Source organism: Streptomyces sp. NPDC002181, from assembly GCF_042890485.1.
Lineage (GTDB): Bacteria > Actinomycetota > Actinomycetes > Streptomycetales > Streptomycetaceae > Streptomyces.
The window spans coordinates 607,555-634,428 of the sequence record NZ_JBIASC010000002.1; the positions used below are offsets into that span (position 1 = coordinate 607,555).

Annotated in this window: 23 protein-coding genes; 8 read left to right on the forward strand and 15 right to left on the reverse strand. The window is 69.7% G+C overall.

What is annotated here, in order from left to right; translation table 11 throughout:
- Nucleotides 1-78: 78 nt before the first annotated feature.
- Entirely contained in the window at nt 79-675 is a 597-nt protein-coding gene (locus ACFYXV_RS08940) for a TetR/AcrR family transcriptional regulator (RefSeq protein WP_383343682.1), read from the reverse strand.
- Nucleotides 676-788: 113 nt separating this feature from the next.
- Between ACFYXV_RS08940 and ACFYXV_RS08945 the strand changes: the two genes are divergently transcribed.
- Nucleotides 789-1,613, forward strand: a complete 825-nt coding sequence (locus ACFYXV_RS08945; RefSeq protein WP_389382413.1) for an SDR family NAD(P)-dependent oxidoreductase — start codon at nt 789-791, stop codon at nt 1,611-1,613.
- Between the two features lie 398 nt (nt 1,614-2,011).
- Here the strand turns inward: ACFYXV_RS08945 and ACFYXV_RS08950 are convergent, their stop codons facing one another.
- The 7 genes from ACFYXV_RS08950 to ACFYXV_RS08980 form a co-directional block, all read right to left on the reverse strand.
- Nucleotides 2,012-3,397 (reverse strand): nucleobase:cation symporter-2 family protein, encoded by a 1,386-nt coding sequence (locus tag ACFYXV_RS08950; protein ID WP_389382414.1) that lies wholly within the window; start codon nt 3,395-3,397, stop codon nt 2,012-2,014.
- Nucleotides 3,398-3,728: 331 nt separating this feature from the next.
- On the reverse strand, nt 3,729-5,132 hold the full coding sequence (locus ACFYXV_RS08955) for an 8-oxoguanine deaminase (RefSeq protein ID WP_383343694.1): 1,404 nt from the start codon (nt 5,130-5,132) through the stop codon (nt 3,729-3,731).
- A 196-nt stretch (nt 5,133-5,328) separates the two neighbouring features.
- Nucleotides 5,329-6,252 carry a factor-independent urate hydroxylase gene (pucL, locus tag ACFYXV_RS08960; RefSeq protein ID WP_048478357.1) on the reverse strand — a complete coding sequence of 308 codons (924 nt, stop codon included), beginning with the start codon at nt 6,250-6,252 and terminating at the stop codon, nt 5,329-5,331.
- Between the two features lies 1 nt (nt 6,253).
- A complete protein-coding gene (uraH, locus tag ACFYXV_RS08965; protein ID WP_383343698.1) occupies nt 6,254-6,643 on the reverse strand; it encodes a hydroxyisourate hydrolase in 390 nt (129 codons plus the stop codon).
- A 2-nt stretch (nt 6,644-6,645) separates the two neighbouring features.
- Nucleotides 6,646-7,164: a 2-oxo-4-hydroxy-4-carboxy-5-ureidoimidazoline decarboxylase gene (gene uraD, locus ACFYXV_RS08970; protein WP_385467048.1), complete on the reverse strand. Its 519-nt coding sequence runs from the start codon at nt 7,162-7,164 to the stop codon at nt 6,646-6,648.
- Between the two features lie 153 nt (nt 7,165-7,317).
- A complete protein-coding gene (locus tag ACFYXV_RS08975; RefSeq protein ID WP_383343704.1) occupies nt 7,318-7,701 on the reverse strand; it encodes a helix-turn-helix domain-containing protein in 384 nt (127 codons plus the stop codon).
- Nucleotides 7,698-7,949 carry a thiamine-binding protein gene (locus ACFYXV_RS08980; RefSeq protein ID WP_078621981.1) on the reverse strand — a complete coding sequence of 84 codons (252 nt, stop codon included), beginning with the start codon at nt 7,947-7,949 and terminating at the stop codon, nt 7,698-7,700. Before ACFYXV_RS08980 ends, ACFYXV_RS08975 begins: the two co-directional genes overlap by 4 nt.
- A gap of 126 nt (nt 7,950-8,075) precedes the next feature.
- Here ACFYXV_RS08980 and ACFYXV_RS08985 point away from each other — a divergent pair, with 126 nt between their 5' ends.
- The 3 genes from ACFYXV_RS08985 (at nt 8,076) to ACFYXV_RS08995 (ending at nt 11,540) form a co-directional block, all read left to right on the forward strand.
- Nucleotides 8,076-8,909: a TIM barrel protein gene (locus tag ACFYXV_RS08985; RefSeq protein WP_385467045.1), complete on the forward strand. Its 834-nt coding sequence runs from the start codon at nt 8,076-8,078 to the stop codon at nt 8,907-8,909.
- A gap of 75 nt (nt 8,910-8,984) precedes the next feature.
- Nucleotides 8,985-9,875: a 2-hydroxy-3-oxopropionate reductase gene (locus ACFYXV_RS08990; RefSeq protein ID WP_385467042.1), complete on the forward strand. Its 891-nt coding sequence runs from the start codon at nt 8,985-8,987 to the stop codon at nt 9,873-9,875.
- A gap of 207 nt (nt 9,876-10,082) precedes the next feature.
- Nucleotides 10,083-11,540 (forward strand): catalase, encoded by a 1,458-nt coding sequence (locus ACFYXV_RS08995; RefSeq protein WP_385467039.1) that lies wholly within the window; start codon nt 10,083-10,085, stop codon nt 11,538-11,540.
- A gap of 370 nt (nt 11,541-11,910) precedes the next feature.
- On the opposite strand, the gene ACFYXV_RS09000 is transcribed toward ACFYXV_RS08995, so the two are convergent.
- On the reverse strand, nt 11,911-12,573 hold the full coding sequence (locus ACFYXV_RS09000; RefSeq protein ID WP_389382415.1) for an ATP-binding protein: 663 nt from the start codon (nt 12,571-12,573) through the stop codon (nt 11,911-11,913).
- 208 nt (nt 12,574-12,781) lie between these two features.
- Nucleotides 12,782-14,569: a glyoxylate carboligase gene (gene gcl / locus ACFYXV_RS09005; RefSeq protein WP_383343722.1), complete on the reverse strand. Its 1,788-nt coding sequence runs from the start codon at nt 14,567-14,569 to the stop codon at nt 12,782-12,784.
- Nucleotides 14,570-14,872: 303 nt separating this feature from the next.
- Here gcl and ACFYXV_RS09010 point away from each other — a divergent pair, with 303 nt between their 5' ends.
- Nucleotides 14,873-15,760 (forward strand): hypothetical protein, encoded by an 888-nt coding sequence (locus ACFYXV_RS09010; protein ID WP_389382416.1) that lies wholly within the window; start codon nt 14,873-14,875, stop codon nt 15,758-15,760.
- A 158-nt stretch (nt 15,761-15,918) separates the two neighbouring features.
- Nucleotides 15,919-16,410, forward strand: coding sequence for a glutathione peroxidase (locus tag ACFYXV_RS09015; RefSeq protein WP_385467030.1), 492 nt, complete (start codon nt 15,919-15,921; stop codon nt 16,408-16,410).
- 105 nt (nt 16,411-16,515) lie between these two features.
- On the opposite strand, the gene ACFYXV_RS09020 is transcribed toward ACFYXV_RS09015, so the two are convergent.
- Together ACFYXV_RS09020 and ACFYXV_RS09025 are read right to left on the reverse strand one after the other, a co-directional pair.
- Nucleotides 16,516-18,198 (reverse strand): AMP-binding protein, encoded by a 1,683-nt coding sequence (locus ACFYXV_RS09020; protein WP_389382417.1) that lies wholly within the window; start codon nt 18,196-18,198, stop codon nt 16,516-16,518.
- 45 nt (nt 18,199-18,243) lie between these two features.
- On the reverse strand, nt 18,244-19,413 hold the full coding sequence (locus tag ACFYXV_RS09025; RefSeq protein ID WP_389382418.1) for a winged helix DNA-binding domain-containing protein: 1,170 nt from the start codon (nt 19,411-19,413) through the stop codon (nt 18,244-18,246).
- Nucleotides 19,414-19,570: 157 nt separating this feature from the next.
- Here ACFYXV_RS09025 and ACFYXV_RS09030 point away from each other — a divergent pair, with 157 nt between their 5' ends.
- Nucleotides 19,571-20,743, forward strand: a complete 1,173-nt coding sequence (locus ACFYXV_RS09030) for a magnesium and cobalt transport protein CorA (RefSeq protein WP_385467021.1) — start codon at nt 19,571-19,573, stop codon at nt 20,741-20,743.
- 1,351 nt (nt 20,744-22,094) lie between these two features.
- Nucleotides 22,095-22,661, forward strand: coding sequence for a very short patch repair endonuclease (locus ACFYXV_RS09035; RefSeq protein WP_389382419.1), 567 nt, complete (start codon nt 22,095-22,097; stop codon nt 22,659-22,661).
- Here the strand turns inward: ACFYXV_RS09035 and ACFYXV_RS09040 are convergent.
- From ACFYXV_RS09040 to ACFYXV_RS09050, 3 genes are read right to left on the reverse strand one after another with little or no spacing between them, the layout of a single operon-like run.
- A complete protein-coding gene (locus ACFYXV_RS09040; protein ID WP_389382420.1) occupies nt 22,643-23,977 on the reverse strand; it encodes a hypothetical protein in 1,335 nt (444 codons plus the stop codon). The two genes, ACFYXV_RS09035 and ACFYXV_RS09040, sit on opposite strands and share 19 nt — an antisense overlap.
- On the reverse strand, nt 23,974-25,959 hold the full coding sequence (locus ACFYXV_RS09045; protein WP_389382421.1) for a hypothetical protein: 1,986 nt from the start codon (nt 25,957-25,959) through the stop codon (nt 23,974-23,976). The genes ACFYXV_RS09040 and ACFYXV_RS09045 overlap by 4 nt, the downstream gene beginning before the upstream one ends.
- Nucleotides 25,956-26,750: a TIR domain-containing protein gene (locus ACFYXV_RS09050; protein WP_389382422.1), complete on the reverse strand. Its 795-nt coding sequence runs from the start codon at nt 26,748-26,750 to the stop codon at nt 25,956-25,958. The genes ACFYXV_RS09045 and ACFYXV_RS09050 overlap by 4 nt, the downstream gene beginning before the upstream one ends.
- Nucleotides 26,751-26,874: the final 124 nt, after the last annotated feature.

Sequence of the window (26,874 nt, forward strand, 5' to 3'; positions counted from 1 at the left end):
GTACGGCCGCCCCGGGGGGGCGCTCGTACAGCACGTCCCCGGGGGGCGTGCTGTGTACGGCGGCGTCCCCGGGGGTCGTCAGCCGCGTACGGCGGCCAGCGCCTCGTCGTACAGGGTCGCCAGGTCGGCGCTGCCGCCGCTGCGCACCCAGGCCTCGGTGGCGGCGTCCACGCAGGCGAAGACGGTGGCGGTCACGGCCGCGGCGCGCACCTGCGGGACCGGGCCCTCCCCGGCGGGCATCCTGGCCGTGACCGCGGGCTGGACCAGCTCCTGCCAGCGCAGCCTCTTCTGCGTGTAGCGGGCGCGCAGCGGCGGGGTGTCGAAGATCAGCGTCGTGATCTCCAGCAGCTGCCCCGGGTCGCCGTGCGCCTCCATGAGCACCTCGAAGCCGGCGCGCAGGGCCTCCCACGCGGTGGCTCCGGCGGGCTGGGCCTCCACCGTCGAGCGCAGCAGCTCCCCGAGCTCCTCCTGCTCCCCGCAGACGATGTCCTCCTTGGTACCGAAGTACCGGAACAGCGACCTCTGGGAGATCCCCGCCTCCTTGGCGATCTGCGCGATGGTCGTGGCCTCGTACCCCTGCTCGGCGAAGAGCCTCATGGCCGTGTCGAAGATGCTCGCCACCACGGCCTGCCGGGAGCGGTCCCACAGGCTCGGCTGCGTTGCGGTTGTCCCCATCGGGCCAGCATATAGGCGAACCGCCAACCTTGCCCCTACTGCCCGCTTGGCAGTCACTGCCAAGCGGGCATACAGTGATGAGCAGACGTTGTCATCCAAGGGCAGGAGCCACTGTGAACGCGGTCGATTACCGAGGCCGGACCACCCTGATCACCGGTGCGAGCTCGGGCCTGGGCGCCGAGTTCGCGCGCCGGCTCGCCGCGCGAGGATCCGACCTCGTCCTCGTGGCCCGCCGGGAGGACCGCCTCAAGGCGCTCGCGGCGCAGCTGTCGACGGCGCACGGCGTCAAGGTGGAGGCGGTCGCCATGGACCTGTCCGTCGAGGGGTGCGGCGATCTGCTGGCCGCCGAGGTCGAGCGGCGCGGGATCACGGTCTCCAGCCTCGTCAACAACGCCGGCTTCGGCACGTACGGGCTCTTCCACGAGGAGGACCCGCAGCGGCTGCGCCAGGAAGTGGCCCTCGACGTGGCGGCCGTCGTCGACATCAGCCGGGCCTTCATCGGCCCGCTGCGCAGCCGCGGCGAGGGCGTCCTGGTCAACGTCGCCAGCGCGGCCGCCTACCAGCCCGTTCCGAACATGGCCGTCTACGGCGCGAGCAAGGCCTTCGTGCTGAGCTTCACCGAGGCCCTCTGGCAGGAGTCCCGGGGCACCGGGCTGCGCGTGATGGCGCTGTCCCCCGGCGCGACGAAGACGGAGTTCTTCGACGTCGTCGGCACGCAGGACGCCGCCGGCGGCACCAGGATGCAGACCTCCGAGGAGGTCGTGCGCACCGCGCTGAAGGCGCTGGACCGGCGCAACCCGGCGCCGAGCGTGGTGTCCGGGGCGATGAACCGGATCATGGCCTACAGCGGGCGGTTCGCGAGCCGCCGCACGGTCGTACGGATCGTGGGCCGGATGACCTCACCGCGGACCCCCGCGCGCACCGAGGCCCCCGCGTAGGAACCGCCGCGCGGGAGCCGCCGCGCCAGGGGTGCCGCGCAAGGGCCGCCGCCCGTCCGGAATCCGTCAGCGGGCTCGACCGCGACCGGCTGCTCCGCGAGGGCGCCGAACCGGCGGTGGCCACGGCCGAGTTCCGCGCGTGGGTACGCGAGGTCGGCGCGGAGGCCGATGCCCAGCCCGCCACACCCACCACGCCCTCGACGACGCCGTAGAGCAGGCGGAACTGATGAGCAATCTGATGCGCTGGACCCCTCCGGCCGCCGGCGGCGCCGGCTGACACCCCGGACGCGGGCGGGTACGGGAAGACGGCCGGTGCGTACGCCACACCCGCAGTGGGTGGCGTACGCACCGGCCGTCGGCCGTCGCCGGTCGGCCCGGTACGGGCCGGGGGCCACCGGTCAGTGCACCGGGACCGGTTCCGGAGCGGTGGCCCCGGCGCGCTGGGCGCCGAAGTGGTTGAAGGCCAGGTTGAGCGCGATGGCCACCACGCAGCCCGTGCTGATGCCCGAGTCCAGGACGACCAGCAGGTCCTTCGGGAACGCGTGGTAGAACTCCGGCGCCGCGATCGGGATCAGGCCGATGCCCACCGAGGCGGCGACGATCAGGGCGTTCTCGCCCTTCTCCATGGCCGCGCCCGCCAGGGTCTGGATTCCGCTCGCCGCGACAGAGCCGAAGAGCACGATGCCGGCGCCGCCGAGCACCGGCAGCGGGACCACTCCGATGACGGAGGCCGCCACCGGGCACAGCCCCAGCAGGATCAGGATGCCGCCGCCCGCGGCGACGACGAACCGGCTGCGCACCTTGGTCATCGCCACGAGTCCGATGTTCTGCGCGAAGGCGCTGCACATGAAGCCGTTGAACAGCGGGCTGAGCGCGCTGCCGAGCGTATCGGCGCGCAGTCCGCCCTCGATGGTCTTCGCGTCCGCCGGACGGCCGACGATCTTGCCGAGCGCAAGGATGTCGGCGGTGGACTCGGTCATGCACACCAGCATCACGATGCACATCGAGATGATGGCGGCGACCTGGAACTGCGGGGCACCGAAGTGGAACGGGGTCGGGAACCCCACCAGCGAGGCGTTCTTGACGGCGTCGAAGTTGGTCATCCCGAGCGGGAGCGCGATCAGCGTTCCCGCCACGAGGCCGAGCAGGATCGAGATCTGCTGGAGGAAGCCGCGCAGGAACTTGCGCATCAGCAGGACGATGACGAGGGTGACGGCGGCCATGCCGATGTTCTTCATCGAGCCGTAGTCGGTGGCGGTGCGGTTGCCGCCCTGCGACCAGTTGAAGGCCACCGGCAGCAGGGACACGCCGATCAGGGTGATGACCGTACCGGTGACGACCGGCGGGAAGAAGCGGACCAGCTTCCCGAAGTACGGGGCGGCGAGGAAGCCGACGATCCCGGCAACGATGATCGCGCCGAAGATGACGGGGATGGCGTCCGCGCCCTCACCCTTGCCTATGGCGATCATCGGGGTCACTCCGGCGAACGAAACGCCGTTGACGAAGGGGAGTTTGGCGCCGATCTTCCAGAAACCGAGGGTCTGGAGGAGGGTGGCGAGGCCGGCGGTGAAGAGCGAGGCGCCCATCAGGAACGCCGTCTCGGTCGCGGAGAGTCCGACGGCGGGGCCGACGATCATGGGCGGGGCCACGACACCCGCGTACATGGCGGCCACGTGCTGGAGGCCGCTCGTGAACATCTTCAGAGGAGGCAGGGTCTCGTCGACCGGGTGCTTCTCCTCCGGTACTGCGACTGCATCTTTGCGAAACCTGGGCGTGTGGGCCACGGCTTCCTCCGGTCGGGTAACACGTCGGCAGGGACGTGGGTGTCTTGGAGGTGGTGCGAACGCTGTGCGAGTCGAGCCGGTATGGAGTTGTGGATGGTGCGTGGTGTGTGTGGGGGGGGTACTTCATGCTCAGGAGGCACGGAAACGATTCGCCCAAACCGTTCCGGCCAAGCAGTGGCACGAGTCACCGCCCCGGGAACGCCCGAGGAAAAACCTCGGGCGCTTCCCGGGAACGGCTGCCGCGGACCCCGCTCGGGTCCGCGGCGACCGGCCGGGGGCCGTCCCCCCCGGCCGGACTCTGGGGGTCCCCCCGGCAGAGCCAGGGGGAGGATCAGCCCTGCGCGGTGATGCGCGCCAGGCGCTGGGCCTCTTCGCGGGTGGACACCGCGATGGCGTCCTCGTCGGCGAAGAGGAGCCGGTTGTTCTCGACGATCTGCTTGCCGTTGACGAACGAGGCCGTCACCGGGGCGGCCGCACCGAAGACCAGCGCGGTCACCGGGTCGGCGATCGAGGAGTGCAGGAAGGTGCTGATGTTCCAGAGCACCAGGTCGGCGCACTTGCCGGCCTCCAGCGAGCCGATGTTGCCGGCGCGGCCGAGGACCTGGGCGCCGCCGTACGTACCGAGGCGCAGGGCCTGGCGGGCGTTGAGCGCGGCCTCGCGGTGGACCGGGTTCAGCCGGTTGATCAGCAGCGCGTTGCGCAGCTCGGTGTGCAGTTCGCCGGACTCGTTGGAGGCGGTGCCGTCCACGCCGAGGCCGACCGGTACGCCGGCGGCCAGCATGTCCGGGACGCGGGCGATGCCGGCGGCCAGACGGGCGTTGGAGGACGGGCAGTGCGCGACACCGGTCTTGGTGCGGGCGAACGCGGCGATGTCGGAGTCGTTCATGTGGACGCTGTGCGCCATCCACACGTCCTCGCCGAGCCAGCCGGTCGACTCGAAGTAGTCGGTCGGGCCCATGCCGAAGAGCTCGTGGCAGAACTTCTCTTCCTCGACGGTCTCGCTGCCGTGCGTGTGCATGCGCACACCGAGGCGGCGGGCCAGCTCGGCTCCCTGCTTCAGCAGCTCGGTGGAGACCGAGAAGGGGGAGCAGGGGGCGACGGCGACCTGGGTCATCGCGTCGAAGGAGGCGTCGTGGTACTTCTTCACGGTCGCCTCGGTGTCGGCGAGCGCGCCTTCCAGGGTCTCGACCGCGTGGTCCGGCGGCAGGCCGCCGTCCTTCTCGCTGCGGTCCATGGAGCCGCGGGCGAGGGTGAAGCGGACGCCCATCTCGGACGCGGCGCGGATGATCGCGCCGGAGAGGTCGCCGGCACCCTTGGGGTACACGTAGTGGTGGTCCATCGCGGTGGTGACACCACCGCGGGCCATCGCGGCGAGGGAGCCCTGGGCGGCCGAGTAGGCCATCTGCTCGTCGATGCGCGCCCACGTCGGGTACAGCGCGACGAGCCAGTTGAAGAGGTTGTGGTCGGTGGCCAGGCCACGCGTGATCCACTGGTAGAAGTGGTGGTGCGTGTTGACCAGACCGGGAGTCACGAGGTGCCCGGTGCCGTCGATGCGGCGGACGACGTTGTCGAGGTTCTCGGGGGCCTTGCCCGCACCGATGGACTCGATCTTGTTGCCGGCGATGACGATGTGACCCGAGGCGTACTCGGTGTCGTTCGCGTCGACGGTTGCGATCGCACAGTTCTCGATGACGATGCGCTCTACTGCGCCGTCCTGGGCTGCCGATGCTGCCATGGGACTTCCTCGTGCTTTCAGTGGCGGTGCGGGCACGGCAAAACCCAGGGGATTTGAGTGCCGGAGCCGGGGGCCTGACAGCTGACAGTACTGTCGCCCCGTTGGTTGCGTCCGGGTGCCGATTCAGGAAGTGGGGGGCGTGTCGCGCGCCGTCCCGGGGCCACTGCGGAGCCCCGGGACGCCACGCGTACCGCGCTTAGAGGTTGGTCATGTCCACGGGGATGCGGGCGTCCACGCCGTCCCGCAGGATCGTGGCCTCGATCAGACCGTAGGGACGGTCCGCGGCGAAGTAGACCTCGTTGTCGTTCTTGAGGCCGAAGGGCTCCAGGTCGACCAGGAAGTGGTGCTTGTTCGGGAGCGAGAAGCGGACCTCGTCGATCTCCGAACGGTGGTTGATGATGCGCGAGCCCATCTGGTACAGGGTCTGCTGCAGCGAGAGGGAGTAGGTCTCGGCGAAGGCCTGAAGCATGTGCTTCTTGGTCTCGGCGTAGGACTTCTCCCAGTTGGGCATCCGCTGCTCGTCGTCGGTCCAGTTGAAGCGCCAGCGACCCGACACCTGGGTGGCCAGGATGCGGTCGTACGCCTCCTGCAGGGTCGTGTACTTGTCCTTCACGTAACCCCAGAACTCCGAGTTGGTGGAGTTCATGACGATCAGGTCCTTGAGGCCGGAGATGACCTCCCAGTTCTGGCCGTCGTACGTGATCTGGGTGACGCGGGTCTCCATGCCCTTGCGGACGAAGGAGTGGTTCACCTCGTCGGAGCCGATGAACTTGGAGTTGGCGTCCGAGGTGGCGATCCGGTCCCAGGCGTACTCCTCGATCCGGATGCGCGCCTTCTGGATCGGCTCCTGGCTGTTCACGAACCAGCGCGCCAGGTGGATGCCGAACTGCTCGGCGGACTCGATGCCGTACTCCTTGGCGAACGCGTACACCGTGTTCTTGGTGGTGTCCGTCGGCAGGACGTTGGCGTTCGAGCCGGAGTAGTGGACGTCGTCCATGTCGCCGGAGAGGGCGACCGAGACGTTGAGGTCCTTGATGTGGTGGGTGTCGCCGTCCCGCGTGATCTTGACGACGCGGTTCTCTGCTTTGCCGTACTGGTTCTGGCCCAGAATCGTGGCCATGCTAGCTCCCTCGGTAAACGGAGTAGCCGAACGGGTTGAGCAGCAGCGGTACGTGGTAGTGCTCGCCCGGGTTCACCGCGAAGGTGATGGTGACCTCGGGGAAGAACGCACCGCTGTCCCTTACGCGGGGGGCGTCCTGCTGCGCCTCGGCTTGCTTCTTCTCGAAGTACGTCTCGGTCTCGAAGTCGAGACGCACGTGGGTGGTGCCCTCCGGCAGCGCCGGCAGGTCCTTGCATCGCCCGTCCGCATCGGTGGCGGAGCCGCCCAGGGCCGCCCACTCGCCGTCCAGGCCCGTACGGGCGGACAGGGAGATGGCGACGCCCTCGGCGGGGCGTCCGATGCTGGTGTCCAGGATGTGCGTGGACACCGAAGCGGTGGTCGCGGTGCTCATGCTCACGCTCCTTCTTCTGCGAGTTCGACGAGGCGGGTCAGACGGATCCTGTTGATCTTGACGAGCTCGCCGCGGGCGATTTCCCGCTCCTGCTCCGGCGAGTTCTCGATCCGGACCCTGACCGCGTCCCGCATGAACTCACCGGTCGCACCGGTGGCACAGATGAGGAAGACGTGGCCGAACTTCTCCTGGTACGCCAGGTTCAGTTCGAGGAGCTCGGTCTTGAGCTCCTCCGAGGCGCCGGCCATGCCGCGCTGCTCGCGGGCGGAGGTCGGGTCTCCCGGCTTCGGCCGGCCGATCGGCGCGTGGCCTGCCATCGCCTCGGCCAGGTCCTCGGCGGTGAGCTCCGCCATGGCGGACTCGTTGGCCGAGAACAGGGCTTCGGAGCCGGCGAAGGGGCGCTGGGCGAGCAGCTTGCTCCCCCATGCCGAACTGGCGCACACCTCGTGCAGCTCGGCCTCGGCCGCACTGTCGTCCAAGGCGTTGAACCGGGTGAGACCCGGGGTCGGACTCGAAGTCACGGTAGGCCTCCGTGGCCTGTTGTTGCTTGACGGGCTGCGCATAGCTAACGCCCTCGACAACACGGCGTCAACACTTTGTTGAAACTTCCCGTACACAAAAGCCGCCGCCCGGATGAATTGGGCGGCGGCTCGTCACCATGGGTCAAGCGGCTTTCACGCTTGGTTGTCTTTGTTGGCGTTTTCCCTGTTCAAGTAGTTGTAGACCGTGAAACGGCTTACGCCCAGGGCTCCCGCGACCGTTTCCACACCGTGCCGCACGGAGAAGGCGCCGCGCGCCTCCAGTATCCGTACGACGTCCTGCTTGGTCTTCCGGTCCAGCTGTGACAACGGTACGCCGTGGCGGCGCTCCAGCGCCGCCAGGATCCGCTCCAGCGAGTCGGACAGCTGGGGCAGCCGTACGGCCAGCAGGTCCTCGCCCTCCCAGGTGAGCACGACGTCGTCGGGCTGAGCCAGGGCCGGATCCATCAGCTCGCCGCCCATCGCGTCGACCAGGGGCTTGACCGCGGTGACGAACGGGTGGTCGCGGGGCTCGGTCATGGGGTGTCCTCCCCGATCACGTTGACCTGGAGCGAGACGCGGGTGGCCCCGGACTCCAGCGAATCGCGCAGCAGCGCGGCCACCGCCGTCAGCACCGCGTCGGCGTCGCCCTCGGCGGTATTGCCGAACGGCCCCACGTCGACGGCGTCCAGCTGGGCCTTCTGGATGACCTCGCGAGCGGCCACGGCATGGGCGGGCGCCTCTTCGAGATCGAAGGGCTCGGTCGTGAACTCCACTCTCAATCGCACGCTGGTCAAGCTACCTCCCGGTCACGATTTTTCGGCAGTGCGGGCTTGACATCCACGCGGACGCCCATGCAGTCTTCCATCAAGCAGAAACTAACTTCCGCAATACGGAAGGAGCGCACACCCCTCATGGGATACACGGACCAGCGCTTCGATGTGAACCTTTCGATCCTCTTCACGGAACTCCCGCTCCTGGAGCGTCCCGCGGCTGCCGCCGCGGCGGGCTTCACCGCGGTCGAGCTGTGGTGGCCCTGGATCGAGACCCCCACCCCCGCTCAGGCGGAGCTGGACGCCCTCAAGAAGGCTCTCGAGGACGCCGGCACGCAGCTGGTGGGCCTGAACTTCTACGCCGGCCGGCTGCCGGGCCCGGACCGCGGCGCGGTCTCGGTACCCGGTGAGGAGTCGGACCGCTTCAACGCCAACATCAACGTGGCGGCGGACTTCGCCGCCTCGGTGGGCTGCAAGGCGCTGAACGCCCTGTACGGCAACCGCGTCGAAGGCGTGGACCCGGCCGTCCAGGACGAGCTCGCCCTGGAGAACCTGGTCACGGCGGCCCGGGCCGCCGACCGCGTCGGCGCGATCCTGCTGATCGAGACCCTCAACAAGCCCGAGTCGCCGCTCTACCCGCTGGTGAGCGCCCCGGCCGGCATCGAGGTGGTGGACAAGGTGAACGAGGCCACCGGCCTCGGGAACGCCAAGTTCCTCCTCGACCTGTACCACCTGGCGATGAACGATGAGGACCTCTCCGAGGTCATCGAAAAGTACGCCGCCAAGACCGGCCACGTCCAGATCGCGGACAAGCCCGGACGCGGTGCCCCCGGCACCGGCGAGCTGCCCCTGGAGGAGCTGCTCGACCAGCTGAAGAAGGCCGGATACGCGGGCTACGTAGGCCTGGAGTACAAGGCCGCCGACGCCGCCGCCTCCTTCGCGTGGCTGCCGGACGAGGCCCGCGCCGCCCAGTAGGCGGACAAAGTCCGGGCGATCAGCCGGGCACCCCTCGCACTTTTCGTACGAAGCATTAAGAGAAGGACCCTCATCATGAGCACCCTCCCCAACATCGCCTGGATCGGCCTCGGCATCATGGGCTCCCCCATGGCCGAGAACCTCCTGAAGGCCGGCTACCCGGTCACCGGCTTCACGCTGGAGCAGGACAAGCTGGACCGCCTGGCCGCCGCCGGCGGCAGCGCCGCCGGCTCGATCGCCGAGGCCGTCAAGGACGCCGACGTCATCATCACGATGGTGCCCGCCTCCCCGCAGGTCGAGGCCATCTCGTACGGCGAGAACGGCATCCTGGAGAACGCGAAGTCCGGCGCGCTGATCATCGACATGTCGTCGATCACCCCGCAGACCTCGATCGACCTCGCCAAGAACGCCGCCGAGAAGGGCATCCGCGTCATCGACGCCCCGGTGTCCGGCGGCGAGGCCGGCGCCATCGAGGCCGTCCTGTCGATCATGGTGGGTGGCGAGAAGGCCGACTTCGACGCGGCCCTGCCGATCCTCGAAGCCCTCGGCAAGACCATCGTGCTCTGCGGTCCGCACGGCTCCGGCCAGACGGTGAAGGCCGCCAACCAGCTCATCGTCGCCGTCAACATCCAGGCGTGCGCCGAGGCCGTGGTCTTCCTGGAGAAGTCCGGCGTGGACCTGAACGCCGCCCTGGACGTCCTCAACGGCGGTCTGGCCGGCTCCACGGTCCTGACCCGCAAGAAGGACAACTTCCTGAACCGCGACTTCAAGCCCGGCTTCCGGATCGACCTGCACCACAAGGACATGGGCATCGTCACGGACGCCGCCCGCAACGTCGGTGCGGCCCTCCCGGTCGGCGCGGTCGTCGCCCAGCTGGTCGCCTCGCTGCGCGCCCAGGGCGACGGCGGCCTGGACCACTCCGCCCTGCTCCGCGCGGTCGAGCGCCTCTCCGGCGCCCAGATCTGAGCGCCTCCCCTCTCGAAGGGGCCCTGAGTTTCCGGATGGTGCCGGTGCTGACACCTGTCCTGTCGCGCCCAAGCGCCGGCACCGTCCGGATTTCCTCTCTCCATCTTTGTTCAACAAACTGTTGACGCTGCGTTCGGCCTGAAATTAGGCTGTTCCGCATGACGGAAGACGCTTTCCGTCAGCAGGTTTCCCGTACGGAAGGTCACCATGTCGAAGCGCACGCTGACGACCGAGTCCGGCGCCCCGGTCGCCGACAACCAGAACTCCGCCACCGCCGGCGTCGGTGGCCCGCTCCTGATCCAGGACCAGCAGCTCCTGGAGAAGCTGGCCCGCTTCAACCGGGAGCGCATCCCGGAGCGCGTGGTGCACGCCCGCGGCTCGGCCGCCTACGGCCACTTCGAGGTGACCGACGACGTCACCGCGTACACCAGCGCCGCGTTCCTGAACACGGTCGGCAAGAAGACCGAGACCTTCCTGCGCTTCTCCACCGTCGCCGACTCGCTCGGCGGCGCGGACGCGGTCCGCGACCCGCGCGGCTTCGCTCTGAAGTTCTACACCGAAGAGGGCAACTACGACCTCGTCGGCAACAACACCCCGGTGTTCTTCATCAAGGACCCGATCAAGTTCCCCGACTTCATCCACTCCCAGAAGCGCGACCCCTTCACGGGCAAGCAGGAGCCGGACAACGTCTGGGACTTCTGGGCGCACGCCCCCGAGGCGACGCACCAGATCACCTGGCTCATGGGTGACCGCGGCATCCCGGCCTCGTACCGTCACATGAACGGCTACGGCTCGCACACCTACCAGTGGACGAACGCGCAGGGCGAGGCCTTCTTCGTCAAGTACCACTTCAAGACGAACCAGGGCATACGCTGCCTGTCGGGCGAGCAGGCGGCCGAGCTCGTCGGCAAGGACGCCAACTCGCACCAGACCGACCTGCTCCAGGCGATCGAGCGCGGCGTGAACCCGAGCTGGACCCTCTACGTCCAGATCATGCCGGCCGCCGAGGCCGCGGACTACCGCTTCAACCCGTTCGACCTCACCAAGGTGTGGCCGCACAGCGACTACCCGCTGCAGCGCGTGGGCCGCCTGGTCCTCGACCGCAACCCGGACAACGTCTTCGCCGAGGTCGAGCAGTCCGCCTTCTCCCCGAACAACTTCGTCCCGGGCATCACCGCCTCGCCGGACAAGATGCTCCAGGGCCGCCTGTTCGCGTACGCCGACGCCCAGCGCTACCGCCTCGGTGTGAACCACACCGTGCTGCCGGTCAACGCCCCGAAGGCGACGAAGGCCGACAACTACGGCCGCGACGGCGTCATGGCGCTGCGCAACGGCTCGCGCCACGACAAGAACTACGAGCCCAACTCGTACCAGGGCCCGGCCGAGACCGGTCTGGCGCTCGGCGCCCCGAAGGCCGTCTCCGGCTACACGGGCACCCACGAGGCTCCGGCCCACACCAAGGACGACGACTTCTTCCAGGCCGGTGAGCTCTACCGCCTGATGTCGGAGGCCGAGAAGCAGCGTCTGGTGGCGAACATCGCCGGCGGCCTGTCTCAGGTCACCCTCGAAGACGTCATCGAGAAGAACCTGGCTCACTTCCACGCCGCCGACGCCGACTACGGCAAGCGCGTCGAGGAGGCCGTCCGCGCCCTGCGCGACGCCTGAGCCGCTGAGCTGCACCGGGGACCTGGCGGGAGGTCAGGTCCCGGGTGCCGAGCCCGAGCCGCGGACCCGGATGAGGGGTGGTACGCGGTGAGGGCAGGACGAGGACCGCGACGGGCGTGTGAGCCAGTGCGGTGGTAATGGGGGCCGAGGCCCGTCTCTTGACCTGAGGGAGACGACGCCGGAGCTCTCGTCACCGCCCGTCGCGGTCCCAGCCAATCCCCTCTGTACGGGGGCTACGCACAGAGCCCCCCGCACGGAGGTCTCCCTACTCCGCCCGGCGGCGCGAACGTCCTGTCGCGCCAGCCTCGCACCGTCGGGCGGTCACACCCAAAGCGCCGAGTCACGGACGGTCCCGTGACTCGGCGCTTTGTCATGTCCGGCGGTCGTCGATCTCCACCGACAGGTACGGCCACGCGCTCGCGAGTGCGGCCGGATCGGCGAGCACCAGTGCCGGTCCCGGTGCGGGTGCGCCGCCCGCGCCGCCCGCGCCCGCCGCGCGTACGGGCTCGCCAGGGCTGAAGTGGACCGTCGTACCGGTCGTACCGTCATCGGCGACCGGCGTCAGGTCGGTGGTGGGTACGCCGTGTTCGTAGCGCTGGACCCAGGCCCCGCCCGCCCTGCGGTTGGTGTGGACGAGCCAGTCGCTCAGCGCCGCCACGACGGACATGCCGCGGCGCGGGTGGCCGTCGGGAAGGACCTGCGCGCCCGGGTCGTCGAAGAACCGGAGGTCCTTCGTCGCCATGACCGGCTTCCTCACCGGCCGGCCCTGATCGTCGAGGCGGGTGTCCGTACCCCGCCCCTCGTCCGCCACGGACACCGAGCCGTCGGGGTGGAGCGTGACCGTGCAACGCCCCTCGCCGCCGGAGCACTCCGCCTCGTCGGCCGCGTAGGCGAGGACTTCGAGGATCAGGTGGCGCAGGCCGCCGGGAGCGAACACGGCCCGGTCGCGGCGGATGCCGGCGAGGTGTTCGGCGTCCACGGATCGTGTCCAGTCGTGCGTCGTGTTGCGCCAGGAGGCCGTTGCTCTGTCCATCGGAGCAGTATGCCGACCCGCTTCCGCCGCCCGTCAGGTGCGGGTCCTGCGCCGGTACAGGGACAGGCGCAGGTGCAAGCGCAGGCGCAGGACGCACGGAAGCGGCCCCCGTTCCTCCTCACGGAGGGGCGGGGGCCGCTCTTGCGCTGCGAACTACGGACTACGGACTACGGGGTGCGGAGTGCGGAGTGCGCAGTGCGAACCGATGTCAGACGGACAGCGGGCGGATCGCGGTCGGGGCGTGGCCCGGCTCGGTCGCCAGCTCCTCGAACTCGGTGACGTCGCTCATGTCGACCGTCTTGCTCATCGAGATGTTGGTGACGCGCTCCAGGATGGCCTCGACGACGACCGGGACGCTGTACTCGGCGGCCAGCTTCTTGGCCTCCTCGAAGGCGGCGCCCAGCTCGTTCGGGTCGGTGACGCGGATCGCCTTGCAGCCCAGGCCCTCGACGACCTTGACGTGGTCGACGCCGTAGACGCCCAGCTCCGGAGCGTTGATGTTCTCGAACTCCAGGTTGACCTCGAAGTTGATGCCGAGGCCGCCCTGCGCCTGGCGGATCAGGCCCAGGTAGGCGTTGTTCACGAGGACGTGGACGTACGGGATCTTGTGCTGCGCGCCGACCGCCAGCTCCTCCAGCATGAACTGGAAGTCGTAGTCGCCGGAGAGGGCGACGACGGGGGTCTGCGGGTCGGCGGTGGCGACACCCAGCGCGGCCGGGATGGTCCAGCCGAGCGGGCCGGCCTGGCCGCAGTTGATCCAGTGGCGCGGCTTGTAGACGTGCAGCATCTGCGCGCCGGCGATCTGGGAGAGGCCGATGGTGGTGACGTAGCGCGTCTCCGGGCCGAAGGCCTTGTTCATCTCCTCGTAGACCCGCTGCGGCTTCATCGGGACGTTGTCGAAGTGCGTACGGCGCTGCAGCGAGCCCTTGCGCTCCAGGTGCGAGGCGACCCAGGCGCTGTAGTCGGGCAGCTTGCCCTCGGCCTTGAGCTCCTTGGCGACCTCGATGAACAGCTCCAGTGCGGCCTTGGCGTCGGAGGCGATGCCGAAGTCCGGGGCGAAGATCTTGCCGATCTGGGTGGGCTCGATGTCGACGTGGACGAACTTGCGGTCGCCCAGGTAGGCGTCCAGGTTGTAACCGGTGTGGCGGTTGGCCCAGCGGTTGCCGATGCCGAGGACGAAGTCCGACTCCAGGAACGTCGCGTTGCCGTAGCGGTGCGAGGTCTGGACGCCGACCATGCCGGCGGCGAGCTCGTGGTCGTCCGGGATGACGCCCCAGCCCATGAGGGTGGAGATGACCGGGACGCCGGTCAGCTCGGCGAACTCGACCAGCAGGTCGGAGGCGTCGGCGTTGATGATGCCGCCGCCGGCCACGATCAGCGGGCGCTCGGAGTCCAGCAGGAACCGGATCGCCTTCTCGGCCTGGGCGCGGGTCGCGCGCGGCTTGTAGACCGGCAGCGGCTCGTAGGTCTCCGGGTCGAACTCGATCTCGGTCAGCTGGACGTCGATCGGCAGGTCGATGAGGACCGGGCCGGGGCGGCCGGAGCGCATGAGGTGGAAGGCCTGCTGGAAGACGCCGGGGACCTGCGCGGCCTCCAGGACGGTGGTCGCGGCCTTGGTGACCGGCTTGGCGATCGAGGCGATGTCGACGGCCTGGAAGTCCTCCTTGTGGAGCTTCGCGACCGGAGCCTGACCGGTGATGCACAGGATCGGGATGGAGTCCGCGATGGCCGAGTACAGACCGGTGATCATGTCGGTGCCGGCGGGGCCGGAGGTGCCGATGCAGACGCCGATGTTGCCCGGGTTGGTGCGGGTGTAGCCCTCCGCCATGTGGGAGGCGCCCTCGACGTGGCGGGCGAGGGTGTGGCTGATGCCGCCGACGTTCTTGAGCTCGCGGTAGAACGGGTTGATCGCGGCGCCGGGCACGCCGAACGCTTGCGACACACCCTCGCGCTTGAGGATCTCCACTGCAGCGGCGGCGGCTGTCATACGAGGCATCGAGTTCTCCTGCGGGTCAGGCGGTCAGGCGGTCAGGCTGCTTCCGGATTCCGGACTTCCAGCGGGTTTCCGCAATCCGGAAGTTTTGTTCTGCTATACGGAACAAGCTAAGCGGCGAGTCACGGCACGTCAAGCAGCTTCGGGACCCCGGAACACACCAAAAGCCGCTTGTCGCGCAAGCGACTTGTACGAACGACCGGGGCGCGGCCGAATATCAGCGGAGAATCGAGGGCGCGCCCGCCCCGCCGGTGGCGGGTGGTGGAGCATGGATCCACGCAGAGCGACGACGGAGGGGCAGTACTCATGGCGGATGCGGTACCGGTGCCCTGCCCGGCGTGCCTGCGCGAGAACGACTACGCCGCCCCGGTCTTCCCGTGCGCGTGCGGGAGTCCGGTCGTCCCGCCGCTGGATCTGGCGACGGCGCCCGCGCCGCTGACGCACCGCACCTGGTCCGAGACGTGGGTGGCGGTGCGCTGCGCGGCCTGCGGGCGGGTGAGCGAGTGGCCGCACCCGGAGCTGGGGTGCGCGTCGTGCGGGACGGTGGCGCGGATCGCGGTGCACCCGGTGGATCCGGTGGCGCCCGGGGCGTCCGGGGCGTCCGCGCCGGGTGGCGGCGTGGGACAGGGGGCGCGTCCGGACGTACGGGGAGGACGGGGAGGCGGCGTACGGGGGCAGGGTCGGACGGGACCGGGGGGCTCCGCCCGCCCGGACGGGCCCGGGGGCTTCGGCGGCTCCGGCGGCTCCGGCGGCTCCGGAGCAGCTGGGACCGGCGCCCCCGGCGGGCCTCCGGCGGCTCCCGGGCGGCGGCCCGCGTTCCGCCCGGTGACCATCCGTACCGCCCAGGACGCGGTGGCCACGGCCGCGCTGTACCTGCGGTGGCTCGGCTTCCAGGACGTCCGCCGGCCCGACGGGCGGCCGATCCCCACGGCGGCCGTGGACCTGCGGGCCCCGGGGCTGGTGGCCCAGGTGGACCCGACCACCGCTCCGGCCGGGCTGCGGGCCGTGGAATGCGTCTGGCTGAACGGGCTGACGGCCTCCGCGACCAGCGTCTACTTCTCGCTGGCCGGGTACACGCAGGACGCCCGCTCCCGCGCGGACGACCTCGGGATACCGCTGTTCGTCATGGACCTCACGGGCATGCCGCAGCCGGTCAACGACCCGGCGGACGCGCTGGTGGGCGCGGGGGCGTAGGGCGCGGCCCGGGGTGGCGGGCGCGGGGCCCGGTCGGCCCCGGCCCCCCGCGTCCGCCCCGTCCACCCCGTCCACCCCGTCCACCGGTCCGCGGGGCAGGACGTAGGCTCGGAGCACATGGCGGAACACGTATCCGTATCTGTGCCGAGGAGAGCCCGATGAGCCTGTACGACATCCCGCTGACCACCCTGTCCGACGAGCCCACCAGCCTGGCGGCCCACAAGGGCAAGGCGATCCTGCTGGTGAACACCGCCTCGCAGTGCGGTCTCACCCCGCAGTACTCGGGACTGGCCCGGCTGCAGTTCGCGTACGAGACGAAGGGCTTCACCGTCATCGGCGTGCCCTGCAACCAGTTCGGCGGCCAGGAGCCCGGCACCGCCGACGACATCGCGACCTTCTGCGCGGCCGGCTTCGGCGTGACCTTCCCGATGCTGGAGAAGACCGAGGTCAACGGCGACAACCGGCACCCGCTGTACACGGAGCTGGTGAAGACCGCGTACGCCGACGGCGAGGCGGCCGAGGACATCCAGTGGAACTTCGAGAAGTTCCTGATCTCCCCGGCCGGCGAGGTCGTGGCCCGCTTCCGGCCGAGCGTCGAGCCCGAGGCCCCCGAGGTCATCGCGGCGATCGAGGCGCAGCTGCCGGCGTAGCCTTCGCGCGGCGCGGACCGTACGGGGGCGGGCAGGCCATGCGGCCGGCCCGCCCCCGGCCGTACCGGTACGCGGTACGCGGTACCAGGTGGCGGTACGGGCTGCTCAGCCGAGCTCGGCCTCGTCGTACTCCGCCCCCGAGCCGGCCGCGGTCAGCTCGCGCAGCTCCACCCGGCGGATCTTGCCGGACACGGTCTTCGGCAGCTCCGCGAACTCGATGCGGCGGATCCGCTTGTACGGGGAGAGCACGGCGCGGGAGTGCGCGAACAGCGCCCGGGCGGTCTCCGGGCCGGGCTCCCAGCCGGCGGCGAGCGCGATGTACGCCTTCGGCACGGCGAGGCGCAGCGGGTCCGGGGCCGGGACCACGGCGGCCTCGGCGACGGCCTCGTGTTCGAGCAGGGCGCTCTCCAGCTCGAACGGGCTGATCTTGTAGTCGGAGGCCTTGAAGACGTCGTCCGAGCGTCCGACGTAGGTGAGGTACCCGGCCTCGTCGCGCGAGGCGATGTCCCCGGTGCGGTAGAGCCCGTCCGCCATGGCCTCGGCGGTGCGCCCGGGGTCGTCGCGGTAGCCGGTCATCACCCCGGCGGGGCGGGTGCGCAGGTCCACGCAGATCTCCCCCTCGTCCGGGGACTCCTTGCCGGTGACGGGGTCGAGCAGCACGATCTCGTACCCGGGCGCCGGGCGCCCCATCGAGCCGGGCGTGACGGGGGCTCCGGGGAAGTTGCCGATCTGGAGGGTGGTCTCGGTCTGGCCGAACCCGTCGCGGATGGTGACGCCCCAGGCCTCGCGGACCTTCTCGATGACCTCGGGGTTGAGCGGCTCGCCCGCGGCGACGGCTTCGCGGGGCGGGGTGCGCAGCTTGGTGAGGTCGGACTGGATCAGCATCCGCCACACGGTGGGCGGGGCGCAGAAGGTGCTCACGCCGTGCCGGTCCATCTCCGCCATCAGGCGCTCGGCGTCGAAGCGGGCGTAGTTGTGGACGAAGACGGTGGCGCCGGCGTTCCACGGGGCGAAGAGATTGGACCAGGCGTGCTTGGCCCAGCCGGGCGAGGCGATGTTGAGGTGCACGTCGCCGGGGCGCAGGCCGAGCCAGTACATGGTGGAGAGGTGGCCGATGGGGTACGAGGCGTGCGTGTGCTCGACCAGCTTGGGGCGGGCGGTGGTGCCGGAGGTGAAGTACAGCATCAGCGGGTCGGTGGCCAGGGTCTCGCCGTCCGGGCTGAAGCGGGCGTCGGCGGCGTACATGTCCTCCAGCCGCCGCCATCCGGTGGGTACGCCGGCTCCGGCGGCGATCCGGGTGTAGGTGCCGGGGACCTCGTCGAACTTGCCGGTGTCCTCGGCGCGCACGACGACGTGCCGTACGTGACCGCGCTCGATGCGGTCGCGCAGGTCGGCCGCGCCGAGCAGGGGCGTGGCCGGGATGACGACGGCGCGGAGCTTCATCGCGCCGAGCATGACCTCCCACAGCTCGCGCTGGTTGCCGAGCATGACCAGGACCCGGTCGCCGGCCGCCACGCCCTGGTCGCGCAGCCAGTTGGCGGCGGAGGCGGACCGTACGGACAGCTCCGCGAAGGAGACGGACCGGCTGGTGCCGTCCTCCTCCACGATGCGCAGGGCGTCGGCGCCGTTGCCGTCGGCGATGTGGTCGAACCAGTCCAGGGCCCAGTTGAAGCGCTCGGGGCGGGGCCAGGTGAATCCGGCGTGGGCGGCTTCGTAGTCCCCGCGCCGTTCGAGCAGGAAGTCGCGTGCGGCGAGGAACTCGGCGGTGGCGCCGGTGTTGTGCGTCATGGAAGGCATCGTGCCGTGCCGCCCCTACGCCCCACCAGAGCGGCGTCAGCCGTGGATTGACCCGAAGCGCACCGAGGGGCGCCGGCCGGTCCCGTCGGTCTCGCCCATCTCGGCGATCATGCGCTCCCCTTCGGCGACGATGTGCTCCTTCTGCGCCGTGGAGACCTTCCCGAACAGCTCGACGGCGATCGACGCCTCGCCCCCCTGCTCTTTGCCATCCTTGCCCTCCTTGGCCTCCTCGCCCCCCTTGTTCTGCTTGTCCTCCCATCGCCACAGCCCGGCGACGAAGCCGTCCACGAGGAGGGTGCGGTGGGCCTGGTTCCCCGTCCAGGTGCGTCCCTTGAGCTCGGCGGGGATCACGCGGGTGCGGTCGGCGTGGGAGAGCAGCAGGTTGTCGAACTCCGGGAGGAAGCGGGGCGGCGCCGGGGTGTCGGCGTCGGGCCGGGGCGCGTCGGGCAGGTCGAACAGCTCGACGCCGTTCTCGTCACGGAAGGCGGCCAGGCGGGGCCGCAGCCGCTCGAAGGCCTCGCGCAGCCGGGTGAGTCCGGCCCAGGTCTGCATGTCCTTGACGGAGGCGGGTCCGAAGGCGCCGAGGTAGCGCAGGACAGTGTCGTCGACGGAGTGCGCCGGCGGCTCTGCGCCCGGCGGCCGACCGAGCCACTGCTCCAGCGTGGTGAGCCGCACCTGCCCGCTGCGCCCCCAGACCCCGCGCGGCGTGACCTGGACGAGCGGCAGCCGGCAGCGCGCGGCGACGGACAGGGACTGCGGGTCGGCGGCCGGCCAGTGCGTGAGCAGCTCCTCGCGGATCTCGCCCATCGTGCGGGGCTCGGCCTCGACGAAGGCGCGGGCGAGCTCGCCGAGCCGCTCCAGGTCCACTCCGACGAGGCCCTTGCGGAAGGCGCCCACTTCCCGGTCGCGGGCGGCCTGGACCAGCGGACGCAGGGTCAGCGCGTCATGGGCGGTGTGGGTGTGGATCGTGGACCGCATGGTGACCATCCGGACCACCTTGCGGGACTCCATCAGCTGCGCGAGCGCGGCGGGGCGGAAGCCTTCGAGCCGGGCGTGCAGCTGGAAGTACGGCGGTTTCACGTTCTGCGCCTGGAGTCCGAGCAGGTGCGCGACGGCTTCCTCGGCGGAGAGCGCGGCGCGGCTCAGGAGCAGTTGGCGCGCGAGCGTGGCGCGGTTCAGTGAACGGGTGTCGAGTACGGAGCCCATACCGGCAAGCTACCCGTACTCGCGGACAGGAACGGTCCGCAATCCACGAGGCAGAAGCAGTCCCAAACCGCCCCACACCCCCCTGAACCCCCCTACGCCTTCCGATATCCTTCCCCTTGCCGACCGTAAAGATGTCCGACTGGGGAGCTGACCTGCGATGCCGGAGCACCCGGACCACCGCCACCGCCGCCCCTCCCCCTCCGGGAAGCGGACCGGCTGGCGCCGCCCCACGCCCCCGCCCGCCGCGCCGCCCACTTCCCGGCCGGCCGCCCCGAAGCCCGCACCGGCGGCGGCCACGCCCCCGGACCACCGCAGCGTGATCGACTCCGCCGTCTACCGCGACGGCCGGCGCGTCGCCTCCCCCGCGACCCTCGCGGAGACGTTCCGCCGGCTGCGCGACGAGCCCGACGGCATGGCCTGGATCGGCCTGCACCGCCCGACCGAGCCGGAGCTCCACTCGCTGGCCGCCGAGTTCAACCTCCACGAGCTCGCCGTGGAGGACGCCCTGGAGGCCCACCAGCGCCCCAAGCTGGAGCGCTACGGGGACACCCTCTTCGTCGTCCTGCGCGCCGCGCGCTACCTCGACGCGTCGGAGGAGGTCGAGTTCGGCGAGCTGCACGTGTTCCTCGGCCCGGACTTCCTGATCACCGTCCGACACGGCGCCGCCCCCGACCTCTCCGCGGTCCGCCGCCGCATGGAGGAGACCCCGGAGCTCCTCTCCCTCGGCCCCGAGGCCGCCCTGTACGCGATCCTCGACGCGGTGGTCGACGGCTACGCCCCCGTCGTCGCGGGCGTCCAGAACGACATGGACGAGATCGAGACGGAGGTCTTCCGCGGCGACCCGGAGGTCTCGCGCCGCATCTACGAACTCTCCCGCGAGATGGTCGAGTTCCAACGCGCCACCCGCCCCCTGGTCGGCATGCTCCACGCCCTCATGGCGGGCTTCGCGAAGTACGGCACGGACGAGGAACTCCAGCGCTACCTGCGCGACGTGGCCGACCACGTGACGCACACGAGCGAACGCGTGGACGGCTTCCGCCAGGCCCTGACGGAAATCCTGACGGTCAACGCCACCCTGGTCTCCCAACAACAGAACGCCGAAATGCGAGCCCTGGCCGAAGCCGGCTTCGAACAGAACGAGGAGATCAAGAAGATCTCCTCGTGGGCCGCCATCCTCTTCGCCCCCACCCTGGTCGGCACGATCTACGGCATGAACTTCGAGACCATGCCGGAACTCCACTGGGCGGCGGGCTACCCCTTCGCGATCCTCCTGATGGCAGTGGTGTGTACAAGCCTGTACGTCATCTTCAAAAAGCGGGACTGGCTGTAGAGAGTCGGCAAGAGCCCCTGGCCAAGTTCGCTATAGCGATCGCACCCGAGAGGTTAATCCGGGGGCCTGGAGAGAATGCGCGACGCTGGGGGGGAGCATGCCATCGGCTCAGACCAGCCACTCCGGACCGCTGACCTGGCCGACGAGCACTGCCATGCCAGCTCAGCCCGTCACAGAGAGTGCGGTAAACCGTCGGCCAGCGTCTGAGGCCGCTTTGGCGATGCCCTTGTGGTGCGGGCCTCATCGTGGATGGGAGACCGCCGGTCTTGGCGACAGGTCCTCGTCCTGCCCGTTCGGGGGACGGGTATCCGGCCCTCCCCCTAAGTTGCCTTCATGGCTGCCGAGGACCACAGACCGTCCGGCCTGGAAACGCTGGTCACCCTCGTCCACCGGCATCTGCTTTACGAAGAGGCTTGGCGTCGCTCCGGTACCTGGCCAACCGAAGACGCTCGGCATGGCCAACCCGCCCACGGCACCCATCCACTACGCACCACCGAGACAAAACAGGAGGCTCGTAGATGGGCCCGACATCTCTCACCGCACCCGCAACGGCATCCACGCCGGTGATGTCAGTCCTAGCTCTCGTCCTGGGCTGCTCCGTCGTCGCGGGAATCCTTGGACACGTTCGTCACCGGTCTGCGTGCTGGTGCCACGGTCCGCCGCGACCATGAAATTCCTGGTCGCGCGTATCGAGTACCCCTACCGAATACGTCGGCGCACCAGTAACAGTCCCGAGGTCCTCAACACGAACGCATTCGCCGGACATGATCTTCAGGAGACACTCGCATAGAGCCGTGCCTGGATCTCGACGGAGAGCGTGATAATCGGCGAGGTCTTCGACAAATACCTCGCTGGCCTTGATGCAGCCTTCAAGCAGGCTTGCAGCGACGCGCGGAACGCCGCGCCCGTCACGACCGCAACTGAGATGAATCTGGGCAGCTTCGGGATGGGGAACCAACAGCTGTCACCACGATGGAGCGCGCCCTCACCTACCGCTTCGGGCTTCGGCGCCTGATCCCCACGTTCGCACTGAGACGTATCTTCAAGCAGCGTGGGCTGCGGGCGAAAGCGCAGCGATATTTCAACCCCTAGACGCCTGCACCATGCGACGACGAGCAGATTGAAACCGGCCTCTTTCTCGCGGCGGCGCTCACCTAAGCCGTGCCACCCAGAACGGGCCGTAAGGCGGCACCTGGCCCGCCAGCAAGAGGATTATCCCGAGAGGCCGCTCGCAACCGACGACAACAGAGTCCGCCGTGGCGGACCATCTGCCGCGCCGGATGACAGCTGGTGACCGAATCGGTCGTACACCAGTTGTCCGGGGGTGGGGATCCAAGACGGTCGCAGGGGCGTGCCAACGCCGCGGGACGCCAATGCCCAGAGGGTGATGGCGGCCCAACGCAGCCGAGACACGAAGCCGGAGCTCGCCTTGCGGCGTGCTCTCCACGCATTGGGCTTCCGCTACCGCGTGCACCTGCCCATCCCTGGGATGCCGCGCCGCCGTGCTGACGTCACCTTCACGAGATGGCGGACTGCCGTGTTCGTCCAGGGGTGTTTCTGGCACGCGTGTCAGAAACACTTGCACGCTCCGAAGCACAACTCCGATTGGTGGCAGCAGAAGCTCCAAAACAATGTTCGCCGCGACGAGGAGACCGACACCCACCTCGTACTCCTGGGCTGGCTGCCGCTGCGCATCTGGGAGCACGAAAGCGTGGATGGCGCCGTCGGAAGGGTGACGGCTGCCCTCGCCGCCCGTGACCACCCTCTGGCCCTGCGGCTAGGGGTCCAGGACGTCATCAAGCCTGGCCTGGTGGGTCCCCCTGGCCCCCTCCTCGGGGCAGGTAAGGCCCCTCACGGGCGCGGTGAAGGGGAGCCTCTGAGGGCCGACTGCCTACCGGATCAGCTCCCGTCCTTGTAGTCCGAGTCCCGTACGTGAGGCGCTGCGGGTCCGTGCGGGTTTTGCAAGGTGTCCCAGAAGTGCGGACGTGGCGTATCGCCCTCGGCCGCTTCCTGCCAGCCTTGGATCCGTTCACCCTCGTCGCTCGCCGCCGCGCCCGGCATGAACGTGGCCGCATCCGCGTCGGTGGGCTGTGAGCCCTCGGGGGCTGGGAAGTGCGGCGACCAAGTCCCGGTGTTGTCTCCCTCATCTGAAGCCCTACCCTCTGGCCCCTCACCCCCGCCCTCGTCGGACGTAAGGAGGAGGGTCCGCCTGATCTCCTCGGCGGCCTCGTCCAGCCCGGCTGCCTCCAGGCTCCGCACCACACGGTGCACGAACACCGTGTACTCATCCATGTCCGACTTCAGGCCCACCGCCGCCAGCAACAGGAGCAGCCGGTCCGAAGCCCCCACTTCCTCCTCATGGTTGAACGCCCCTCCTCCTTGACTGTGCCCGTCCCACAGCGGGCCCCCGGCGGTCGCCTCGCTTCGCGCACCCACGGGCGGGACGAGCAGGTGACGGAAGAGCTCGGGCACCTCCTCGTCGTTGGCCGCCGCCGCGATCTGGGCGAGCGGGCCGATCATGTCGACCGCCTTCTCGATCTCGTTCTCGTGTCGGGCCAGCCACCACACCACCGCGCTGCCCGCACTCTTGAGCACGTCGTCACCTAGGTAGCGCCGCTTGTTGCGCTCGTGATGACGCTCGTACTCCCAGACCTCCTCGTCCTTGCGAAGGTCGTTCAACTTCCGTAGGCGCTCGCGATCAGCGCGGGCGAGGGTCAGCGTCACATCCGCTGCCAGGGCCTTAACCCGTCCGCTCCGGTCCGGGAGCGGGACGCCCAGCTCCCCCTCCAAGAGATACCGCGCGAAGCTCGCCCGACCGGGCTCCTCGTGGTGGACGACCGCCAAGGCCCGGCTGACGACCGAGGCCACGGCAAGGGCCGGGGAGGCGCCGTCAGAGTAGCCGTCGTGACCGGGAGCCGGCCTCCACCACACGGTTGCGGAGAAGAGAAAGTCGTAGCCGTCCGCCGAGCTCGGCAGCGCCGCGTCGACCACCCGCGTCTCCTCGTACGGCTGCTCCGACGGCGCCGCGGGCGGCTCGGGTTCCCTGGGCTCGTGCGGATCGACCGGCACGCTGCCACGGCCGGGGGCCATCATCACGAGCAGTAGGGAACCCGAGGTCGTGACCATGCACATGAAGCCGCACAGCCACGCCGACCAGTGCAGGAGGTTCCCGAGCGCAGCCGGTGCCAGGCCGCAGAGAGCGACGAACAGCAGGCTGGGAAAGCGGTGTTTCATCGTGCCTCCGTGGTCCGTGGTCCGCCACCCGTACTCTGCGTGCGGGCGTACTGTGCGTGGTCGATGTGCCGCCAGAAGAGGGCGGCGACAGCCTCCCTCGACGGGTGGCGCGTGGGTCCCACCCAGTCGTAAGCGATGGCGTAGAGGCGGTGAAGAGCGACCGCGCGGCTGTGCGTCGCCCTGACCATCAAGCCCAGCGCCATCTCCTGCGTACTGTCGCCAGCCACTGCGTTCAGCCAGCTACTCGCCAACAGGTTCCAGAGGTCCGTCGGCCGCTGCGAGAAGACCGCCTCCCAGCCCAGGAACAGGTCCGGCCATGGTGGCGGATCCGGTGCCCGAGCGCTGCTCAGCAGCTCGGTAAGCAGGCGGAGATGGGGATCCGTCTCGCGCGGCACCCGGCCCGTCCGCTCCCGCAGGCGGTCAATGAGCAGTCGGTAGAGCCGACGGTCGCGGCCGGCGAGGTCGAGGAGTGCCTCCCGCGCCTCACCCGCCGCCGCCCCTTTCCGTACGGCGAGGTGGTGGAGCCGCACCATCGCCTGATCAGGGTGCGTCGCGCCGAGGCTCTGGAGGCAGACGTTGGTCAGGATGCGGGCGAGACCATCCGATAAGGGGCCGGACCTCGCGCACTCGTACATCCGCCTGCGGAACCAACCCCCGAACCTCTCGTGGCTAAGACCGAGTTCGAGGGCGGCCACAGCTCGCCGGTCGCGCGATGCTCCGGTTGCACGATCCGTCCAGCGCACCACCAGGTCGAAGAGGTGGTCGGGCCGACCGACGGCAAGAGACCGCTCGCCGAAGCGGACGACGGCGTTCACTCTGTCGTCGGTGGTCAGACCGTGTAGACCAGTGGCATGGCCGATCCAGTCCCTGAGCTCATCGCGCACCCCAGGGAAGTTCGCCCAGAAGTACGTCCGTACGGCGTCGGCGTATGCCAGCCGCCCGAAGCGCAGCCTTCCGTCAGCATCCCGCTCGATCCCGAGCGCCTCCAACCGCTCCCCGAAGTCCCTCCCCGCGAGCTCAGTAGTCGCCTCTTCCTCGTGCCTCACCGTCTTCATCAAGCCGTGCCACGCCTCGTAGACGGTGTCGGCATGGGCCTCCTCGAACACCGCCGTCGCAAGCAGCAGCGCCCGCTCGGACGCAGTGCGGACCGTCGTCACCTGCTTGCCCACTTCACCGGCACGATCATTGACCGCGTGCATCGCCTGCTCGAGCCATCCCGCGAAATCGGCGCCGAACCGACCGTCTTCACGAGCGGACCTGATCAGCCCTGCAAGCCGCGCCAGTTCCCGCATGGGTGAGCGTTCACACAGGCGCTGCAGGTCGTCGCTCCGCAAGTCGGCGGAGCGGAAGGGCATGCGGTCCATGCGGAGGTACCGGGTGACGACGGCAACGCCCCGGGGGCGCCGCAGCGTCACCCTGTCCGGTTCGAGGTCCGGCGAATGGGCGTGATCCATGCCCGCCGGCAAGACGACGACCAAATGGGCCTTCGCCTCCTGGACCTGTGAACGACGCAGAGCCATGAGGCGCTGGGCCTTGGTGTACGCCTCCTCGTCGGCGATTCCAGAGAGGTCGAGGAGGAACCGGTCCCCCTCGTCGGGCGCGAGAGGGCTCCCCTCCGTGTCCGTGTCCTTGTCCGTGGCGGGAAGCTCCTCGAACCGGACGCCATCCTCGTCGGCGCCCTCGTCCTCACCGAGCCCGTGCAGCAGCATGATCGCCGCTGCGCGGCGGCCACTGCCGGGCGGCGCCTCCAGCAGCACCACGGACCCCGGCTTCGCCAGGCGTTCGGCAGCAACGCGGTAGCCCACCGGTCGAACGAACCGGTCGGCCAGGCGCTTCCGATCCTCACGGGCGACCCTGAGGGACTCGACCCCTCTACGGATCATCCAGTCCGCGCCGGCGCCGTAGTAGACGTACTGGTGCCCCTCACCGTTGTTCACCGGGCCGCGCGGATCGTTGACGGTGACGCGGTCCTGCTCGGTCATCGTCCGTCGTCCGAGCGTCGACGCTCGCGCTCGATGCGCTGGTGGACCGTACCGCTGTTGTCGCCCGCCGTAAACTGGACCCCGGTGTTGTCACCCTGGAAGTGGGGCGCGTTGTACTGGTGTCCCCGACCGGTGTTCACCGGCCCCTGCGGCTCGTTGACAAAGGTGCCGGACAGGTCTCCATTGAGGTTTCCGATACCGCCTCGCACCCGTTGCTCGACATCGCGCGTCCGCATCCTGGTGTGCCCGGCGTCCTGGGCCGACTTCTTGCGGGGCTTCGCCTCTGCCCGCTCCCGCGCAGCGCGGAGGTCGCGGTCCACTGCGCCCAGCTCGGGCAGCAGTCGGCCGAGGGCGTCGCCGATCGCCGTCAGGTCCGACTCTGCGTTGCGGTGGTCGAACCGCCGGTACTGGCAGTCCGCCAGCTCCCGCAGATCGTCCGGGAGGACGGCGTGGTCGATCCGTGTGGCCTTTCCGACGAGCACTGGGATCACGAGAATCCCTCGGTCGAGCGCGGTCTGGATCTCACGACGGCTCCAGTCCTGGTCGCTTTCGATGGCGGAGCGGCCGTCTTCCCCCTGTACTTCCGCCCAGCGCGGGCCGATCACGGCTACGAGCGCCTCGCACTCCTCCACCGCCCTGACCAGTTCCGCTGGGAAGCGGTGTCCGAGCGCGATCGAGGTGCTGGCAAAAAAGATCCGCTCGCTGCCGAACCGCCGGGCTAACTCGCGAGCGATCATGGTCGCCGCTGATTCCTCGTCGCCTGTGCGGTAGTTGACGAAGACGTTGGGCATGAAGGTTCCCTTCGTGGGAGGCAGACGGAAGACAGTGCCGAATGGGTACGAGTTCGGGTGCTGTGAACCGGGGCTTCGCGACCCTGGTCCACCCGGGTGGTGAGGCCCGACCGTGCGACGGCAT

Coding starts and splice junctions, on each gene's coding strand:
- ACFYXV_RS09010 (WP_389382416.1), top strand. CDS start 14,873: ATGGCGGATGCGGTACCGGTGCCCTGCCCGGCGTGCCTGCGCGAGAAC.
- ACFYXV_RS08940 (WP_383343682.1), bottom strand. CDS start 675: ATGGGGACAACCGCAACGCAGCCGAGCCTGTGGGACCGCTCCCGGCAG.
- ACFYXV_RS09030 (WP_385467021.1), top strand. CDS start 19,571: ATGCCGGAGCACCCGGACCACCGCCACCGCCGCCCCTCCCCCTCCGGG.
- ACFYXV_RS09000 (WP_389382415.1), bottom strand. CDS start 12,573: ATGGACAGAGCAACGGCCTCCTGGCGCAACACGACGCACGACTGGACA.
- ACFYXV_RS09040 (WP_389382420.1), bottom strand. CDS start 23,977: ATGAAACACCGCTTTCCCAGCCTGCTGTTCGTCGCTCTCTGCGGCCTG.
- ACFYXV_RS08995 (WP_385467039.1), top strand. CDS start 10,083: ATGTCGAAGCGCACGCTGACGACCGAGTCCGGCGCCCCGGTCGCCGAC.
- ACFYXV_RS08990 (WP_385467042.1), top strand. CDS start 8,985: ATGAGCACCCTCCCCAACATCGCCTGGATCGGCCTCGGCATCATGGGC.
- gcl (WP_383343722.1), bottom strand. CDS start 14,569: ATGCCTCGTATGACAGCCGCCGCCGCTGCAGTGGAGATCCTCAAGCGC.
- ACFYXV_RS08975 (WP_383343704.1), bottom strand. CDS start 7,701: ATGACCGAGCCCCGCGACCACCCGTTCGTCACCGCGGTCAAGCCCCTG.
- ACFYXV_RS09025 (WP_389382418.1), bottom strand. CDS start 19,413: ATGGGCTCCGTACTCGACACCCGTTCACTGAACCGCGCCACGCTCGCG.
- ACFYXV_RS09050 (WP_389382422.1), bottom strand. CDS start 26,750: ATGCCCAACGTCTTCGTCAACTACCGCACAGGCGACGAGGAATCAGCG.
- ACFYXV_RS09020 (WP_389382417.1), bottom strand. CDS start 18,198: ATGACGCACAACACCGGCGCCACCGCCGAGTTCCTCGCCGCACGCGAC.
- uraH (WP_383343698.1), bottom strand. CDS start 6,643: ATGAGCACCGCGACCACCGCTTCGGTGTCCACGCACATCCTGGACACC.
- ACFYXV_RS08955 (WP_383343694.1), bottom strand. CDS start 5,132: ATGGCAGCATCGGCAGCCCAGGACGGCGCAGTAGAGCGCATCGTCATC.
- pucL (WP_048478357.1), bottom strand. CDS start 6,252: ATGGCCACGATTCTGGGCCAGAACCAGTACGGCAAAGCAGAGAACCGC.
- ACFYXV_RS09015 (WP_385467030.1), top strand. CDS start 15,919: ATGAGCCTGTACGACATCCCGCTGACCACCCTGTCCGACGAGCCCACC.
- ACFYXV_RS09045 (WP_389382421.1), bottom strand. CDS start 25,959: ATGACCGAGCAGGACCGCGTCACCGTCAACGATCCGCGCGGCCCGGTG.
- ACFYXV_RS08985 (WP_385467045.1), top strand. CDS start 8,076: ATGGGATACACGGACCAGCGCTTCGATGTGAACCTTTCGATCCTCTTC.